General features: G+C 57.0%; 14 protein-coding genes. 4 read left to right on the plus strand and 10 right to left on the minus strand.

Going from position 1 to position 16703, the window contains the following annotated elements; genetic code table 11:
• Positions 1–125 precede the first annotated feature (125 nt).
• The 4 genes from HCH_RS16545 to HCH_RS16560 form a co-directional block, all read right to left on the minus strand.
• Entirely contained in the window at positions 126–1034 is a 909-nt protein-coding gene (locus HCH_RS16545) for a DMT family transporter (RefSeq protein WP_011397498.1), read from the minus strand.
• An 86-nt stretch (positions 1035–1120) separates the two neighbouring features.
• A complete protein-coding gene (locus tag HCH_RS16550; protein ID WP_011397499.1) occupies positions 1121–2185 on the minus strand; it encodes a PLP-dependent cysteine synthase family protein in 1065 nt (354 codons plus the stop codon).
• A 55-nt stretch (positions 2186–2240) separates the two neighbouring features.
• The gene (locus tag HCH_RS16555; protein ID WP_011397500.1) at positions 2241–3626 is read right to left on the minus strand and encodes a Y4yA family PLP-dependent enzyme; all 1386 of its coding nucleotides are present in this window, start codon (positions 3624–3626) and stop codon (positions 2241–2243) included.
• Between the two features lie 19 nt (positions 3627–3645).
• Positions 3646–4788, minus strand: coding sequence for an NAD/NADP octopine/nopaline dehydrogenase family protein (locus HCH_RS16560; RefSeq protein WP_011397501.1), 1143 nt, complete (start codon positions 4786–4788; stop codon positions 3646–3648).
• Positions 4789–5342: 554 nt separating this feature from the next.
• Here HCH_RS16560 and HCH_RS16570 point away from each other — a divergent pair.
• Positions 5343–6260 (plus strand): LysR family transcriptional regulator, encoded by a 918-nt coding sequence (locus HCH_RS16570; protein ID WP_011397502.1) that lies wholly within the window; start codon positions 5343–5345, stop codon positions 6258–6260.
• A gap of 58 nt (positions 6261–6318) precedes the next feature.
• Here HCH_RS16570 and HCH_RS16575 read toward each other — a convergent pair whose 3' ends face one another.
• Positions 6319–7560, minus strand: coding sequence for a hypothetical protein (locus HCH_RS16575; protein ID WP_011397503.1), 1242 nt, complete (start codon positions 7558–7560; stop codon positions 6319–6321).
• Between the two features lie 178 nt (positions 7561–7738).
• Entirely contained in the window at positions 7739–8716 is a 978-nt protein-coding gene (locus tag HCH_RS16580; protein WP_011397504.1) for a calcium/sodium antiporter, read from the minus strand.
• 463 nt (positions 8717–9179) lie between these two features.
• On the opposite strand from HCH_RS16580, the gene HCH_RS16585 reads away from it, so the two are divergent.
• The 3 genes from HCH_RS16585 to HCH_RS16595 are packed head-to-tail and all read left to right on the plus strand — an operon-like array spanning position 9180 to position 13215.
• Positions 9180–9710, plus strand: a complete 531-nt coding sequence (locus HCH_RS16585; RefSeq protein WP_011397505.1) for a heme NO-binding domain-containing protein — start codon at positions 9180–9182, stop codon at positions 9708–9710.
• Entirely contained in the window at positions 9707–12097 is a 2391-nt protein-coding gene (locus tag HCH_RS16590) for an ATP-binding protein (RefSeq protein WP_011397506.1), read from the plus strand. The genes HCH_RS16585 and HCH_RS16590 overlap by 4 nt, the downstream gene beginning before the upstream one ends.
• On the plus strand, positions 12094–13215 hold the full coding sequence (locus tag HCH_RS16595; protein WP_011397507.1) for a response regulator: 1122 nt from the start codon (positions 12094–12096) through the stop codon (positions 13213–13215). Before HCH_RS16590 ends, HCH_RS16595 begins: the two co-directional genes overlap by 4 nt.
• 79 nt (positions 13216–13294) lie before the next feature.
• On the opposite strand, the gene HCH_RS16600 is transcribed toward HCH_RS16595, so the two are convergent.
• Genes HCH_RS16600 through HCH_RS16615 form a run of 4 tightly spaced genes read right to left on the minus strand, consistent with a single transcriptional unit; the run spans position 13295 to position 16681 of the window.
• Positions 13295–14401 carry a protein-glutamate methylesterase/protein-glutamine glutaminase gene (locus HCH_RS16600; RefSeq protein WP_011397508.1) on the minus strand — a complete coding sequence of 369 codons (1107 nt, stop codon included), beginning with the start codon at positions 14399–14401 and terminating at the stop codon, positions 13295–13297.
• The gene (locus tag HCH_RS34625; protein ID WP_011397509.1) at positions 14398–15357 is read right to left on the minus strand and encodes a chemotaxis protein, stimulates methylation of MCP protein; all 960 of its coding nucleotides are present in this window, start codon (positions 15355–15357) and stop codon (positions 14398–14400) included. Before HCH_RS34625 ends, HCH_RS16600 begins: the two co-directional genes overlap by 4 nt.
• Complete coding sequence (locus tag HCH_RS16610; protein ID WP_011397510.1) at positions 15330–16169, minus strand: CheR family methyltransferase; 840 nt, start codon at positions 16167–16169, stop codon at positions 15330–15332. The genes HCH_RS34625 and HCH_RS16610 overlap by 28 nt, the downstream gene beginning before the upstream one ends.
• Positions 16169–16681, minus strand: coding sequence for a chemotaxis protein CheW (locus HCH_RS16615; RefSeq protein WP_011397511.1), 513 nt, complete (start codon positions 16679–16681; stop codon positions 16169–16171). Before HCH_RS16615 ends, HCH_RS16610 begins: the two co-directional genes overlap by 1 nt.
• Positions 16682–16703: the final 22 nt, after the last annotated feature.

The raw sequence follows: 16703 nt of genomic DNA on the forward strand, positions 1-16703 counted from the left end.
TGAGAGCTTCGCCTTGAGCGCCTTCATGCCGCAAAGCGTCGTGACTATAAAGCCGTTTTTACTGTCCCTGATAAAAAACCAACAAAATCATCGATCTTCCCGGGCCGCCAGGGCCCGGGGCTCACTCAGGACGCTTTGGCGTCATAGGTTTTGTCGCGCCGAAGGGCCCGTGGGAGAGGTAGCTTCATCCCGTTTTTTACGGAGACCATCAGCACGGACAGGAAGATTACTCCACTTCCCAATAGCGTATAGAAGTCCGGCGTTTCATCGAAGAAAGCCCAGCCGATTAAGTAGGCCAGAGGCAGAGCCAGGTAGCTGATGTGAGCGGCGATGGCGGCGCTGCCGATACGCAGGCCGACTATCCAGAAATAGCTGTATACGGAACCCAGTACGGCGATCAGGCCGATAAAGGAAAAGTCTTTGACTGACACTGGCGACCACTCCGCCACCGCCATGGGGCCGGACATGAGTATCGTCAGGATCGCCAGCCAGAACATCAGGCTGATGGGGCTTTCCTGGGAGCCGTACTTCTTGGTGCCAATGTGCAGTAACGCGAACCCTAGCGCGCCGGCGAGCGGATAGATGATTTCCAGAGGCGCAAAGTCGCCGCTGGGCCGGGCGATCAGCAAAACGCCGATAAAGCCGACCAGTGTCGCCAGCCAATGTCCCGGCGCCACTTTCTCTCTCAGCCAAAGCGCGGAAATCGGCACAATAAACAAGGGCTCGGCGAAGAAAATCGTGACGACCACCGCCAACGGCAGATTGGCGAGGGAGTAAAACAACAGAAAGGAGGCGACGCAGTTGAGCACGCCGCGCATCAAGTGCGCCTTAGGCGACTTCCAGACAAAGATGCCCGCGCCTTCTTTTACCGCCATGGGAATCAACAGCAGCGCAGCGAAGCACCATCGAAGAAACAGCAATTGCCATGTATCGACGTCTTCCCCCACCTGTTTAACGAAAGCATCCATCCCTGTGCCTGCGACGACAGCGATAAAAACGAACGTCATGGCTTTGCTATTGTGTGTGTTTTCCATTTTGGTATCCCTGATTTTTATTCACGGTTGACCGCTCGGCGCTCACCCCCTTGTGAACGCCAAAACCGCATCGCGTCACGCCTGCGTCAGAGACACAGGCTCGCCGCCCTGGCGTCCGCCCCGGCCCGGGTCTTGTTGATTCGCCCGGGAAAGGCCGGCGTGAGCCAGCGGTTTAACTCCTGATGCACCCGCGGTTCGAACAGTCCCCTCTCGCTCATCCACTCATCATTGAAAATTGTCGGCAGATATTTTTCTCCTCCATCACAGACGATGCAGACCATCGTCCCGCTTCCGCTCAGGTTCTGGGCGATTTTGACGCTCTGGTACACCGCGCCTCCCGCCGAACCGCCAATCAACAACCCGCGCTGACGCGCCAGGTAACGACAGGTTTCAAACGCTTCCGCGTCCGTCACCTGATATCCGTAATCCACCAACTCCCGCCGAAACGCCGCGCCGATGGCGTCGCCGGGCGGAACGCCGGTGCCGGACTGGTAATAAGGTCCGCCTTCCTTGCGAAACACCACCGAACCCACCGGCTCCACGCCGAAAATGCGAATATCGGAACGATACTTCTTTAACTCCGAAGCCACGCCGGTGATGGAGCCGCCCGTACCGACACAGGCCACCAGCGCATCAATGCCGCCATCGGTGTCGCGAATCAGCTCATGCGCCAGGGAGCCGGAGTAACCGCCTGGGTTCGCCAGGTTGTTGGACTGATCCATAAAGCAGGCGCCCTCGATTTCACTGGCCAGACGCGCCGCCGTCAGTTCTCTCTCCACCGTCGCCACCTCATCGTCGGCGTAATCGCCTTTAACGATGTGCACTTCTCCGCCGTAAGCCTTCACCGCCATGACTTTCTCGACGGCGGCGTGATGGTCCATCACGGCGATAAAGCGAAAGCCCATTTCCGCGGCCAACAGGGCCAATCCCGTAGCGGTGTTGCCGGAAGACGACTCCACAATCACGCCGCCCGGCTGCAAACGGCCTTCCCTCACCGCCGCTTCGATCATGCTGCGGGCCATGCGGTCTTTCATGCTCATGCCGGGGTTGAACTTTTCCAGCTTCAGCAGCAATTTCCAGGAGCAGTCCTGCAAAGGCAGCTCCAGTAGAGGGGTTTCGCCAATTAATTCCGACACTTTTGTTTTAATCATGTTCATTCCTTATTCGTTATATATCAGTGCTTTCCAGTCCTGATTGCGAAACTGCTCAGAACGACTCATCCAATCGCCATGACCAATCGCCATGCCCTCCTTCATGGGCGTCGGTTGCGATTAATGCAAGCTTTTTCGGTGTCGGCGCACGATGAAAACAGGTCTCCATGAGATCCATCTGATAACCGGCGGTGTTCACGAAGGCCAGACAATCTCCTGCTTGCGGCAGATTCTTGAAAGGAATCCACCTCTTCGTCAGCACGTCCGACTCCAGGCAGCTACCGCCTGCAATGTAGGCGACGCCGGCGCCGCCCTGGCCTGCGCCAATCACGATCGGGTCCACCAGAAATTCCGAATGGAACCAGGTTTCACAGGCGCTGAAGCTGAAGCCGTCGACAACGATGACATGCTTGTCCGGTCCCAGGCGCTTCACGCCCTTGACGCGAAACAAAGTCATTCCGGCCTGATCCACCAACGCGCGCCCTGGCTCCACGTATAACGCCACGCTCTCTTGTCGCAGGCGCTCGCGATTGCCGCAGGCGGCCAGAATGTCCTCCAGGGCCTCTTCTTTGACCCGGGGGGACCAATAGGGGTAAAAGTCGCTCGGTGGATGTCCGTCCGTGTAGTAATGAGATCCGTTGTATCCCTGAAACGCCTCCCAGTTGCTTCGCGAGAGGTATCGGGTGGGGAAGCCCCCGCCAATGTTGACGCTGCGGGCGTCAAAGCCCAGTTCGCGAATGTAGCGGATCATTTCAATAGACACCGCCAGCGCCTCGGCGCGTTGACGGATGGAGTAGCCGCCCAGGTGAAGCGCGACGCCTTCCAGCTCCAGGCGATCCTGAAACGGCTGCAATGTGTCCGCCAGCGTCCTCAACGTTTCACTGTTCATGCCAAAGCGGCTGGCGCCGACATCGCCGTTCCAGCGCAGCTTGATGCGGGTCTTACCGCCTTTGTGAGACGCCAGCAGCAACGCCTGCAGGCCCTCGAATTCTTCCGCAGAGTCAATGGCGACGACCGCCCCCTTCTTGACGCCCAGTTCAACAAAGTCAGGGCTTTTAAACGCGCCGGACAGCGAACAGGCATCGCCCTCCACGCCCGCCGCCAGCGCATCCTGCAACTCAAACAAACTGGAGACATCCGCTCCCGCGCCATTGACCGCGAGGGCTTTGAGAAAGCTGTTGCAGCGATTGACTTTCATCGCATACAGCACGTCGCCGCGAATATCGGCGGCGGCGTACACCCGCCGAAAGCGGTAGAGATTTTCTTCAAATATCTGTGGAAACATCAGGTGCACGGGCGAGCCATGGGCGTCCATCAGCGCCTGTAAACGAACGGGATCGCAATCCAGCACCCTTTGCGTCAGGGAATGGGCCAGCGGCGCCAGAAAGGGCGCAACCTCTCCCCTCACGCCGCCTTGCCGGCATGATTTAATTGTCACCATTACTTCCCTGCTCCTTTGGCTAACGCACCAACGCCATGGGGCGTTGCGGCCAACCCGAGGGAAAATAGCGCTTAATGTTGTCTTCAAATCCCCCGCAATATTCATAAGCCCAATCCCGAATTTCCGCGAGCATGGGGGTATTTACGTTGAGTCTTTTGGCTGCTTCCAGGAAAAAATCCATGCCGTAAGGCACATCTTCCGTGAAGATACGGTGGCGACGATTAACCTCAAAACCGCCTTCACACGTCAACATGGGAATCTTGATGCCGGCGTACGCCGGATTGGTGCGGAAAGTAGAGTATAGCGTGCGCGGATCAGCGATCTGTCTGCCGTATATTTTCACGATGTCTTCGTGTAGCGGCAGCACAAACGGGAATTCGGAACGATACGCGCCTTTCAACGCAGCCAGTATGGCCTGCTGCTCTTCGTCGCACTTCTTGATCAGATAAGCGGCGAACTCGGTGAGATCTTCATAGAAGTTCAGGCGTTCTTTGAAGGGCTTGCCGTCCCACTGCGAATACGGCCCCACCAGGGAATACAGAATCGGCAAATGTTCGATGGGATTGCCGGCGCAGGCGCTCAGTTCAATGTAGTGCTCCACCCGACTCGCCGGCTGGTAGAACAGCTTTTCCAGGGCTTTCTTGGCCAGCTCCACCTTGATGTGTGTCGGGTTGGAGATAGCGTAGAACAGCTCCTTCTTGAACCCGAGAATGCTGACGCTCTGGCCTGGCGTAAGATGCGAGGCCATCACCGGCGTGTCCTTGATGCCCCAGGCGTAGACATTGGAGCGGCGGCCGATGTGATAGTCCACCATCCAGTCAAAGGCCCCCCAACCGGGTATTGCGCACAACTGCACGACCTTGTCTTCAGAAATCAGATTGGCGATTTGCGCCAGAACGCGGGGACGATCGTTAGCGGGATTGGTGATAAAAATCAGATCCGCCTGGGGTATGACTTCAACGGGATTGTCCGTTACACGCACCGGCTTGGCGTGCAGATCCTCCCCATAGGGGGTGGATACGACAATCTGGCCATTGGCGCCCAGTCTTTCGTTTATTTCCTGGGCTTTCCGGGTCAGCATCGAAACTTCCTGCCCTCGTGAGGCGAAGATACCCAGAAGTGCGTGGGCTTGTTGGCCCCCGCCAATGATTACGATATTCATATTGCGAACTTCCTTTCCATTACTTCTTGACTTGGAACACTGGTTTGTCAGGTCAAACGCGTTACCTTACGCTTTGCGTTGCTGCGTTATATCGCTCTGAGCCGGGTCCTGCAATTGCCTGCAACATCCGGGTTTGCGGCGGGCTTTCCATGTGCGCCCCTGGCCTGGGCGTCCTACGCTGGAAAATCATTGGATGAATGTCGGGTTTGGACGCCTGTTGCATCACAAGCCTCCAAACAACCCTCCACGAAACCAGCGACGAATCGAACGGTGCGTGGACGGAGAGTTGAAATACCAGGCCAGTCAGGAGGAAAATCCTTCCAACCGGCATGACGACACACCTATCCGGCCGACGGTCCGCCTCTCATTGCGCCAGTCAAACCGCCGCATTCCGAGAACTAAACCTGTCGCCGCGAACAGTGACAACCTTGTCAATACCATGCAAAAAGCAACGTTACAATTTGTTTTTATTTAGAAAAAGATATTTTAATCGACTCAAAAAAGTAAATTGATTATATTGCACATCGCTGTGATATTTTTTCCACGAGGGATGTATGAGGAGTAACTCACGGCCTTCATTAAAAGCCTTGGAAGTTTTTGAAGCAGTCGCCCGCCACCAGAGTTTTTGTAAAGCGTCAGAAGAGCTGTGCATCAACCACAGCGGGGTCAGCAAGCATATCAAGTCTCTGGAGCTGCATTTCGAAAAGCGGCTGTTGGTGAGAAACAACAAGCAGGTGCAACTGACCGACAGCGGACAGCGTCTGTGGGAGCAGCTAACCCAAGCCTTCGAGATCATTCGCGGCGCCTGCGGCATTCCCCACGAAAAGAACTTTATCGAAATCAAAGTGCCGGTCACTTTCGCCATTCGTTGGATGCTGCCGCGCCTCAGCCGCATTCGCGAAGAAACAGAACTCAATCTGAAGGTGACGACCGCCTGGCGTCATTCCGTCGATTTTCTGAAAGAACATTACGATATGGGCATCATCTTTTGCGACGATCCGTCCGAGGAGTTCTTTTACGAGGAAAACCTGGTCGCCGTGTGCTCCAAAGACTATTACGAGCAGTTACAGGGGTTGTCCGACCAGGAGATTATGAATCAGGCGAATTTCATCAGCCCTAACCCTTCCATGTCCGACTGGGAACTGTTCTTCTCCCACACCGGCCTGTCCAGCGCTCAGATCAGTGCGGACCGGATGCTGATCATGGACTCCATGGAATCCGCCATCACCGCCGCCGTGAAGTTCAGCGGCGTCGCCATCACCGATGTCCTGTACGTGCAGAATGAACTGGCCGGCGGACAATTGATCAACGTGTTTTCCCGCACCGTGAAAACCGGTTTGGGCTACAAACTCACCTGCGTCCCCTCGTTACGGGACAGCCGGGAATATGAAACGCTGCAGGAATGGATCACCCGCGAGGCCAATAGTCAGCCAGCGCGCATCTTGAGTACTGAGGCCGTGGCGGCGGAGTAGCTGTTACAACGGTCTCTTACTCTCCTCGCCTTTTCCCCCGCAATCTATCACCCGCGCCCTAGAAAATATCCGCCGAGTCATCATCCTCTTCCGTGAAATCTATGATGGTCTCCCCCAGGGAGGCAGCCTTGGCTCGGCTGTAAAACTCTCCTGAATAGTCGCCGCCCAGCAGGACTTCCGTTCTGTCCGTCTCGCCAAACAGATAAATCATTCGCTCTGAAAGAGCCGGCGCAGAGGTTTGATCACGTAATCGCGCAATGGTTTCTTTAAAGACTTCTTGGGCGACAGGCTTGTCGATGTCCGCGAAACGCTGCTCCACTAGCGGTAAATATTGTTTTGCGTCCAGGTCGGCGATGGCGCAAGCAGCATAGGATAAATTTTTCGTATTTTCGGGATTCTGAAGAAACGCCGCAGCGCCATCTGCGTCGCGGTTAATCATCCACAACGCGTAGCGGGTTTCCATGACGAATTGAGCGCCTTCATAGCGCCACTCAAAGCTTTCCAGAAAGGACTCCAATACACTCACGTCTCCCGCATACCCGCACAGCGATAGCGCAATCGCCACAGGACCGGTCTTGCAGTTCAGTCCATAAGAGGCGTCGTCATCGCTGACCTTCTTCAAGACCTCCAACAAGATATCGGTAGCGTTGGGTACGTGGTGGCGCGTGTACTCCATAGCGAGAGCGCCTACCAGCCCCTTATTGGCTTCATGATAAAGCGACGGCGTGAAGCCATAAGAAGGCAACTTTTCGCTGCGCACCCTTTTGGCGTACTCGAAATGCCGCTCAAAGCTGGATTCCAAGAACGCCGTCACCCGTCCAGCGTATTCTGCTTTTTGCCCCCAACCGCGCAACGTGGGCAGCCAGGCTGAACGGTAGTCATGATCCTCCACTTCAAGCTGCTGCGTCAGCTTGTCCAGCAACATGGAGAACGTGGTCTCGTCACTCATCTTCGCAAACAGGTAATAACGATAGTCCTGTTCTGTCTCCGCCAGATGTTCATGTAGCGTCTGCATGAACGTCTCCGAGGCGTTCGCCCGGGCGATGAGCGTATCGCAGAAGGCGTGCAGCCCGTTTTCGACAGCGGTAAAACATTCTTTGCTCAACTCCGCGCGGATATCCCAGTCAATGTCGTCGGTCCATAATTCGTCGTTATTGAGAAAGTCATATATCGGGGAGGTCTGACGGCTGATCGTAGTCAGCGTCGCCGCAAAATCCGTTTGGAAGGCGTTGACCGCCGCTTCAATATTGTTTTCGATTTCAGCTTTGAGGGCATGTATAGCATCGTAAGGAATAGTCACGGGATAACATCTCTAAATTGTTTATTTCAGTCTGTGCGCGATTCGCGATTAAAGACGCGGTGAGGATATGCAATGAAACCCGGGCGTATTAATCGGCTGACAGAATGCGGGATAAAAACGAGGAAATAAATCACCTGCGGGCGTCAGGAACCCCATCCCAACGCCCGCTTCGATCTGTTTAAGCAGCGGCCACTACGGTGTAGCCGAGGTAGCTGGTGTAGGCGATGTACACCGCAAGCAGAATGCCGCCTTCGACGCGGTTGATGCGGCCTTGTTTGCCTTTGAAGCCGAAGCCCATGACGAATAGCGCCAGGGTGAGGCCGGCCATCAGCGACCAGTCGCGGTACAGGACTTCCGGCTGCACTTCCAAGGGATGAATGGCGGCGGCGATACCGACGACGGCTAGTGTATTGAACAGGTTGGAGCCGATGACGTTGCCGATGGCGAGGTCGTGCTCGCCTTTACGGATCGCCGCCAGCGAGGAGGCCAGCTCCGGCAGCGAGGTGCCGATGGCTACGATAGTCAGGCCGATGATCAGGTCGCTGACGCCCAGACTCTGCGCTATTGTGACCGCGCCCCACACCAGAATGCGCGAGCTGACGATCAGTAGAATCAAGCCGGCCACCAGCCAGAATATGGCGCTTTTCAACGGCAAAGGATGCGCGATCATTTCATCGTCCACCTCTAACGCCAAGGCGTCGGAGCGCTGCTGCATGCCTTCGCGAATGGTCCAGCCCATCAGGCAGGCGAACACTACCAGCAGAATCGCCGCGTCTACGCGGGTCAAATCGCCGTCCCATAACAAACCGGCGGATAAAAGCGTGATTGCAGTCAGAATCGGCAGTTCTTTGCGTAATACCTGGGAATGTACGGCGATGGGGCTGATCACCGCCACCAGACCAAGAATCAATGCAATGTTGGTGATGTTGGAGCCATAACCGTTGCCCAGCGCCAGACCGGGGTTGCCTTCCGACGCCGCCAGCGCCGACACCACCATTTCCGGGGCCGACGTGCCGAACCCCACAATCACCATCCCTATCAGCAGGGGCGGCATGCCTCCATGCTTCGCCGTCGCAGCGGCGCCCTCCACAAAACGGTCCGCGCTCCAGACCAGTAGCGCCAGGCCAGCAACTATGGCAAGCAATGCAAGCGTCATGCGATCACCTCGCGTTTAGCAGAGTTCGGCGCGTACGCCTTGGGTGCGGCCGGATTCCATGGAACGGAATCGGCGACGTGAAGAGCAAGTAGTTTCATCATGTGCAGCCTCTGGGGTGGAAAGATAAACGCTAAGACGCACGAAAAGCATCCACCCCTGGGTGCTTTTCGTGCGTCTTAGGTCTCATCAATCCTGGGAGGGACACGACCGCCACGGACTTTGCGCCCGGAGACTGTTGACGACCGTCCCGGCTGCCGCCGGGAGACTACTCCCCTAAGAGTGGGCGAATCCTAGCAAACTCCTTTCTTGAGGACAACCTAAAGCTTCCACCAGGCCCGCTCACGCCGCCAGAAGCCTTGCGCCCCGCGGCGTCAGCGCCATTAATAATCGCTCAGGTTGCATTGCAACGCCCACCTCCACTGCTACAATTTTGGTAACGGACCTGCTCAGGAAGAGAAGCAAGATGAAAGGCATCGTTTTCACCGAATTTCTGCAACTGGTGGAAGATAAATTCGGGCTTGAGGAAGTCGACGCTCTTATTGAAGAATCCGGCGTGTCAGGGATATACACCTCCGTAGGCACCTACGACCACAGCGAAATGGTCGAACTGCTGCAAACGCTTAGCGCCCGTCACAGCGCTCCAATTCCTGACCTGTTGAAAACCTTCGGCGAACATCTCTTCGGCCGCTTCTATGTCCTGTATCCGCAGTTTTTCAAGGACATCCACGGCTCGTTCGACTTTCTCAGCAAAATCGACGTTTATATCCATCAGGAAGTGCAGAAGCTCTATCCGGACGCGGAACTGCCGCGTTTTGACTGTGCTCAGCCGCAGCCCAACCGACTGCTGCTGTATTACTATTCAACCCGACATCTGGAAGACCTGGCGGAAGGGTTGATACAGGGCGCCCTGGCCCATTTCAATGACGGGGTCGTATTAAGTCAGCGAATTGAGGAAAAGGACCATATCACCTTTGAGCTGAAAAAAATCCAATGACCAAAATCGCCGTGCTTGAACGCGCTCTCGCCCGGGAACGCGCCGCCCGTCATCAGGCGGAGCAGTTGCTGGAGTTGAAGGCCAGCGAACTATATGAGAGCCACCTGTTGTTAGAGGACGCCTTACAAAAAACCGCAGGCATGGTGCACTCCCTCGGCGACATGGTCAAAGATCGCACCAGGCAGTTGGAACTGGCTCGGGATGAGGCCATGGCCGCCAACAAAGCCAAGAGCCTGTTTATCGCCAACATGAGCCACGAAATTCGCACGCCCCTCAACGGAGTGATCGGCATGTTGCAGGCCATGATGCAGGGCGATCTGTCCCGCGAGCAGAAAGCGCGCGCAAAAACCGCCCTCACCTCCGGCAAACTGTTGCTGACGGTGATCAACGACCTGCTGGACTTCTCCAAGCTGGAAGCCGACAAAGTCAATCTGGAGCGCATCCCTTTTTCACTCGGCCGCCTGCTGGACAGTTGTTTTCCAGTCGTGTGCAGCCAGGCGTCCGATAAAGGCCTGACCCTGACGCTGACCCTGGCCGCCCATCTGCCCGATCAGATCATGGGCGATCCAACCCGACTCAAGCAGATCATCTGCAACCTTCTCTCCAACGCGGTAAAGTTCACCAAGCGAGGAGAAGTGTCGTTGTACTGCTACCCGGTGGAGGACCGTCTTGTGTTCGGCGTGGCGGATACCGGCGTCGGTATTCCCGCAGACCGGCAACAACAGATCTTCGAACCGTTCAGTCAGGCCGACGACTCCCATACCCGGCGCTACGGCGGCACCGGACTGGGCCTGTCCATCAGTTCCCGTCTGGTGGAGGCGATGGGGGGACGCCTGAAGGTTCGCAGCGAACCTGGCGTCGGCGCCGACTTCTATTTCGCGTTGCCTTATCACTCCCTGTCCTTAGATGGGTCAACCCGGCAGCCGCCCTCCGCGCCCTGGGCGGACAAGCCCATTCTCTTGTTGGCGGAGGAGTCCATTACGCCGTTCCTGAAACGCGGCCTGCGCGAACTTGGCGTGGACAACCTGGTTCCGTCCAGTTCTATGGAAGAGGCCCTGAGGGCTCTGGAAAGCGCCTGCCGCCCCTTCGATCTGATATTGATCCACCAACAGACTCCGCCACTAAAAATTATGGAATGGCTACGCGATAAACACGGCGAGCAAAACCTTACCGCCATACGGGTTTTTGGCGCGCAAGTAGAGCTGGAGAGCGAAGCCGCGCTTTACTCCGAGTTGCGTTCGCCCATTCGTCCCCATGACTTATTCGTGCTGCTGCAAAACCACTATGTGGGCGAGAATTGCAGACTCTGTTGCCTGGATGACGACTCCGACGATGACGACGAACAAAGCTGGTGGTTCGGCGGGTCCAGGGTGCTGCTGGCTGAAGACAACGTGATCAATCAGGAAGTAGCCATAGATCTGCTTGGCTCTGTCGGCGTCAAACCGGACGTGGTGGACAACGGGCTGTCCGCCGTGCACGCCGTACAGGGTAAAGACTACGACCTCATATTGATGGACGTGCAGATGCCGGAACTCAACGGCCTCGACGCCACCCGCGCTATCCGCGCTTTAGGCGGCCGCTTTGCGAATATTCCCATTCTGGCGATGACCGCCCATGCGCAACAAAGCGACCGCGACCTGAGTCGCGACGCCGGCATGAACGGCCACATCGTCAAACCCTTCGCCGCCGAGGAACTGTTCGAAACCCTGAGCCATTGGTTGCGCAGTAAAACCCCGGCGCCCACGACGCGGGAAAGCGCCAATGCGGCGCCGGCCGGAGGCCACGACATTCCCTCCCTGCCCGGCCTCAACATCACAGAAGCCTTACAGCGTCTGGGAGGACGTTGGTCCCTGTTTCAACGCATTCTCAGCGGTTTCTATGAGAAGTGGTCGGACACCCCCGAGGAACTGCAAACCCTGACGAAACAGAACGCGCTCGGCGAAATCGCCATCATTACTCATGGCCTCAAAGGCAGTGGCGCGACTATTGGCGCGGAAGCACTGGGCAAAGCCGCCGGCGCGGTGGAAAGCGCCGCTCGCGCCGGCGACCAGAGCCAGACCCGCGACCTGATGGCGCGGTTGCTGCAAACGTTGGAGGAAGTACTGACGGGCTTGTCCCGCCTTGAGCAAAACGAAGCCGCTCCTGCGCCATCGATACTCAGCAAAGATCAACGCCCATTGCTGCCCCAGTTGCTGCAATTAAGAGACTATCTGGAAAGCGACCTGGGACAGGCGCAGAAGTCTCTCGCCCAACTGCGCGCCTCCATCAGTGATCCGCCTCAGATCCGTATGTTGTCGGAATTGGAGGAGGCGCTGTTCCAATTCGATATCGAGCTGGCTCAAACCCACTTATCCCAACTTATTCAAACCCAGGGTGAACCACAATGAGCGACGAAAAGCCCCATGTGATGATCGTCGACGATTCGCCGAATGATCTGCATTTCCTGCTGGAGAACCTGAAAGACGAATATGCGGTGCAAGCCGCCACCAGCGCCGCCAAAGCATTGCAGCTGGCGGAAAAAGATCCACTGTTGGATGTGGTGTTGCTGGACGTGACCATGCCGGAAATGAACGGTTACGAATGTTGCCGGCGACTGAAGGCGAACCCCGCCACGCAACATATTGAGGTCATCTTCGTCTCCGCCCACGACACGGTGGAGGAAAAGCTGGCGGGGTATGACGCCGGCGGCCGGGACTACTTGATCAAGCCTGCGCAACCGGACGTGCTGCGCAAGAAAGTGCGCATGGCGATTCAGCAAATTCAACGCGCCAAAGCGGGCCAGGAGGCGCAGCAGGCGGCCATGTCCACCGCCATGACCGCCATCACCGTCGCGGGCGAGCAAGGGGTGATTCTGGAATTCCTGCGCCGCAGTATGAAAGTTAACTCCCTCGCGGATCTGGCCGCCCTGATCATCGAGACGCTGGAGGAGTTTGACCTGCAGGGCACCGTACAGATCAATCTGGAGAACGAAAAAATCAGCCATAGCAGCAAGGGGTTTGTCTCCCCGCTGGAGTCTGAGCTGCTGCTCAGAGTCAAAGATCAGGAGCAACGCCTGCTGGAGTTCAACAAACGCTTACTGGTCAACATCCCGCCCTTCTCCCTGTTGGCGCCCAAAATGCCGGAGGACGAAGAAAAGAAAGGCCGCGCCCGCGACAACTTACTGCTGTTGCTGGAGTGCGCCGAGTTTCGACGCCAGGGGCTGGAGAACCAGATGCTGATCGCCCTGATAGAGGGTGTAATGAAGGACAGCCGCAATGCCCTGAAAGAGATCAACAACATTCGCGAGCGACAACATAAAACCGCCTTCCAGGTTCTGGAAGAGACGCTGGATGAGCTGGTGATCTCCTACGACAGTCTGGCGTTGCTGGAAAGCCAGGAGGAGACTCTGACCAAAGTGGTTCGCAAAGGGCTGGAGCGCACCTTCAAGACCTACGAAGAAGTCACCGGACTGGATGATCAGTTAAAAGCCATCATCCAGCGCATGGAGAACTTCCGGGGAGCGTAATCGCTCTCTTGCTCCGGCGCCTGATGACGCATCCAGCCCTGCGGCGTCCCGGGGCGTCGCCGTCGCCAGATGCTGAAGGTCATCCCCGCTGGGCGCTGGCGGTGAGAGACGCTCCCATATCCAGAACACACTGCGGTATGCGCTCCAGAGAGATTTCCCGGGTCACCGCGCCAATCTTGGCCGCTTCCTTCGGCATGCCGTAGACAATGCAGGAGCGCTCATCCTGACCAATGGTTAAAGCGCCGGCATTGCGCATTTCCAGCAATCCCTTGGCGCCGTCGTCGCCCATGCCGGTCATGATGACTCCTAAAGCGTTGCGTCCCGCCGCCTGGGCCACGGAACGAAACAGAACGTCGACGGAGGGCCGATGCCGGTTCACTGGCGGCCCGGACATGATCTCCACAAAATACTGCGCGCCACTGCGCCGCAACAGCATATGCTTGCCGCCGGGCGCAATCAGCGCACGCCCCGGCGCCACCTGATGGCCGCTTTCCGCCTCCAGAATTTCCAGCTCGCAGATGCTGTTCAGACGCTCAGCGAAAGCCGCGGTGAACTTTTCCGGCATATGCTGCACGATAACGATGCCAGGGCAATTACGGGGTAAACGGGTCAGAACGTACTCCAACGCCTGAGTGCCGCCGGTGGAAGTGCCTAACGCAGCGATTTTATTGGCGCCGGCGATGACGCCGCCTGTACGCAGGGGAATCACTGCGTCCGCGGAGAATTTGGCGGGGAGCGCCATGGACTGGGCAGACGCCGTCGCGGCGGGCATATTGCGCATGTTGGCCTTCGCCGCCGCCTTGATTTCCATGATCAGCTCGCCAGCGGCGCTCTCCAGATATTCCTTCACCCCTACCGCAGGCTTGGCCACCACCGCCACCGCACCGGCGGCCAGCGCTTTCATGCTGGTCTGCGCGCCCTTGCTGGTCAGGGTGGAGCACATCACCACCGGCGTGGGCCGTTCCGCCATCAGTTTTTTCAAAAAGGTGATGCCGTCCATGCGCGGCATCTCCACATCCAGCACGATCACATCCGGCCACTGCTTGCTCATCCTCAATTGCGCGAAAATAGGGTCCGCCGCGGCGCCGATCACTTCGATATTTTTGTCCCGCTCCAGCACTTGTTGCAGCACCTGCCTGACCACAGCCGAGTCGTCCACCAGCAAGACCTTGATCTTAGCGTTCATCGGCTTCCCTTCCTTAGCCACACATCGCCGCTCCAGACGTCGAACACCAGATTGCGATGCGCCCGACCGCCCAGGTCTTCGCCCACCAATCGAAATCCATGCTGTTTGAGCAGGCGATACGCCGCTTCAATGTTTCGTTTGCTCACGTTGATTGAAGACCCTTCCAACATCGAACTGCCTCCGAATATTTTCACTTCATACTCCTGCGGTCGTGTGCGCTCCTTCCTTAAGGCGTCTACCAATAGTTGCATTGCTTCGTCCGCATAGCGTCCGTCCAATCCCTGGTTGGACGCCGCGCCGTTGCGTTGCGGAAGCATATAATGACACATGCCTCCCAGGCGCTTTTGGGGATGCCACAACACCACCGCCACACAGGAGCCAAGCAGCGTTTTCATGCGAGTGTCCGCGTCGGAGAAATACCATTCCCCCGGGTCCAGATAGACTTCCAGAATGTCCTGGGGCGCCTTGCCGGCGTCAATCATGCTGGGGGCGTCTTTCTGAATCCAGACATCCCCGTTCCAGACATCAAACACCAGATTGCCGCTGCCGTTGTGGTCCAGCGTCAGTTTGAAGCCAAAATCATGCAACAACTTTCCCGCCTCTTTCGCCGTCTTGTCCGCGTCGGGTCCGTCGAAGACGAACAGTTTCGCCTCAAAGCGTCGCGGCGTCGCGCCGGCGCGCACCATTTCCAACTGCAACAGACTCAGCGCCGCGTCCGCATAGGCTGGGTTCAGCGTACGCCCGCCGGGTTCGTCGGCGTTCATGCGCACATTCCTGAAATGACACATGCCCCCGAGTTTCAGATGCGGGTGCCACAGGGTGATGACGCCCCCTTCCCCCAGCAGACTGCGAATGCGGGTGTCCGCCTCCGCCAGGTACAACTCCCCTGCATCCAGGAAAATCTCCAGAGGCTCTTCAGGTTTGATGGTTACGGTTTGCGATACACGGCGGGACATATCTGCTCAAGTTGTTCCGTCACGCCATTCAGACTTTCCGACCGGCCGATGAACAAATGACCGCCTTTGTGCAAATGTTGTATCAATTTGGCGATCAGTTGACGCTTGGTGTCAGCCTGAAAATAGATCATGACATTGCGTAAAAAAATCACGTCGAACTGCCCCACGTTGGGCAGTGTGGCGTTTAAGTTAAGATTTCTGAATTGCACGGCGCCGCGCAGTTTTTTGTTCACCAACAGATTGCCCTCCTCCGGCCCCACCCCTTTCAGGCAATAGCGCTTCAGATAGTTCGGCGGCATGTGTTGCGCCCGCTGCAGGGAATAGCATCCGCGCTTGGCGTGGGTGAGCACATCGGTGGAAATGTCGGTGGCGAGAATTTCCCAGTTCGCCTGCCCCAGCGCATCGTCCAGCAGCATAGCGATACTGTAGGGCTCTTCTCCCGTGGAGCAGGCTGCGCTCCACACCCGGAACGCCCGTCCGCGCGCGCGTTGCGGGAGAATATGTCGCTGCATGTAATCAAAGTGCTGGGGCTCGCGAAAGAAGTAGGTTTCGTTGGTGGTTAACAAATTCAGCGCAATCTGGCGCTCTTCCGCATCGGCGTCGACCAACTTCAGGTAATCGCCATAGCTCTGCAGATTGTGCGCTTGCAGGCGTTTGGCGAGGCGACCGGTGACCAGATTTTTTTTGGCGTCGGTCAAAAAGATGCCTGCCGCGTCATGCACGAAACGTTTGACGATGGCGAAGTCCCTGTCGCCGATCCGATAGAGCTCGGACTTCGGCCCAGCGTTTTCGCTAGCGACGTTTTTGACCATCAGGCGACGCTCTCCTGCAGGACCTCCGTCAAGTGAGTGATTTCATCCACGGACAGCACTCGGTCAATATCCATGACAATGACAAAGCGGTCATCAGACTTCCACATGCCCTGAATGAAATCCACCCGGATCTTGGCGCCGAACGCCGGCGGGGGCTGAATGTTGACCATGGGGATATCGATAACCGCACTCACGCTGTCCACGATCACGCCCATGTCCTGGTTTTCTTCTCCCGAGCCAACCTCCACGATGATAATGCAGGTGCGCCGGGTCACCTCCCTTTCGGTTTTGCCGAAACGACAGCCCAAATCAATCACCGGCACCACCCGACCGCGCAGGTTGATCACCCCGCGGATAAACTGCGGCAAAGTGGGAATCGGCGTGATGCCGCCATACTCAATAATTTCCTTCACTCCCAGCAGGGGAATCGCATACATGTCCCCGCTCTGCATAAAAGTGAGGTACTGTTCGCTGTCCGCAGGCTGGGCGCTGGTTTCCAATGCCTGAGCCATATTCGCCTCCTTATTGACGCAG

Origin of the sequence: Hahella chejuensis KCTC 2396, assembly GCF_000012985.1 — a bacterium.
Lineage (GTDB): Bacteria > Pseudomonadota > Gammaproteobacteria > Pseudomonadales > Oleiphilaceae > Hahella > Hahella chejuensis.